Source organism: Mesorhizobium sp. M7A.F.Ca.US.011.01.1.1 (assembly GCF_003998295.1).
GTDB lineage: Bacteria > Pseudomonadota > Alphaproteobacteria > Rhizobiales > Rhizobiaceae > Mesorhizobium.
Genome location: NZ_RZRT01000176.1, coordinates 1 through 1,257, shown reverse-complemented (window position 1 = coordinate 1,257; position 1,257 = coordinate 1). Strand labels below are relative to the sequence as shown.

Below are 1,257 nucleotides of genomic sequence, written 5' to 3'. Positions count from 1 at the left end.
CAGTCGAACTTGGTGGCAAAAAATCGAGTATTGGAGGTCCCCGAGAGGCGATTGCGAACGGTGTCGGATACCTTCCGTCCAACCGTCGCTTGGAGGGCATGATGCGCGGGCGCTCTCTCATCGAGAACATGGCCATCACATTCGGCCTCGACTATGGCAGACACAATCTCTTCATCGACCGACGCCAGGAACGGCGCGTCACCGAAAGCTGGCTGAAGCGACTCAAGGTCAAGACACCTTCCGCGAAGGTGAATATCGAAGCGCTCAGTGGCGGCAACCAGCAGAAAGTTGTCATGGGCAAATGGCTAATGGGACGCCGGCTAAAGGTGCTCCTTCTGGATCACCCGACCCGCGGTCTTGATCCCGGAGCGCGCGACGATTTGTTCGATGCGATCAGAAATAGCGCGTCAGATGGGCTCGTTGTCATTTTCGTCGGCGACACCACGGCCGAGATCCTCGAACTCTCAGACAAAGTTCTCGTGATGAAGGACGGCCGCGTTGTTCAGAAATACGACCTCTCAGGTGGTGACACTCCCACTGAAGGCGAGATCGTCGCTGCGATGGTGTAGAAAGGTTATTCAAATGACAATCCAAGAAGAAACCTCAGGGCATCGCGCCGACATTGCAGCGATCCTGCGTGCGTCTCTCCCGACACTGGTTCTCGTTTTGCTTATCGTGATGGGATCGGCCATGTCTCCGGGCGTGCTGTCTCAAGGCGCGCTCGCGAATTTCCTCGTCGATGCGGCACCATTGGTGATCCTGGTGGTCGGCGCCACCTTCCCAATCCTGACGGGCAGCATCGACCTGTCGGTCGCGGGAACTGTTTCGCTCACAGGAGTTCTGCTCGTCTCGCTGGGTCCAATCTTGGGAGACTATACGGGCATCGCCATCGTGCTAATTGCTCTCCTTCTGGGAGCTGCACAGGGCTTCGTTCATGTCTACTTTAGATTGCCTTCGTTCATCGTGACGCTCGGCGCGCTTGGCATCCTGTCCGGGCTCGCCTTGTACATTTCCGACTCAGTAGCCCAGCCGATTAGTCCGGGCGACCTCTTGGTCGACTACATTTCTGGAAGCGTGGGCATTTTTCCCAACAGCATCTTTGTTCTCGCCGCTGTCGTCATCCTGCTCGCGCTTGCGATGCACTTCACCCGACTTGGGCGCGACATCTTCGCGCTTGGTACGGGAGAACGAGCCGCCATGATGTCGGGCGTCAACGTGCTAGCGATCCGAATGACTGTTTTTGCCATCTCTTCGGCG

General features: G+C 57.1%; 2 protein-coding genes. Both read left to right on the top strand.

The annotated features are described in order from the left end of the window. Positions 1-569: ATP-binding cassette domain-containing protein (locus tag EOA13_RS37140; protein WP_164780639.1), on the top strand; the 569-nt coding region annotated here is incomplete at its 5' end. 13 nt (positions 570-582) lie between these two features. Then, a partial coding sequence (locus EOA13_RS37135) for an ABC transporter permease (RefSeq protein ID WP_164780637.1) occupies positions 583-1,257 on the top strand: 675 nt, incomplete at its 3' end.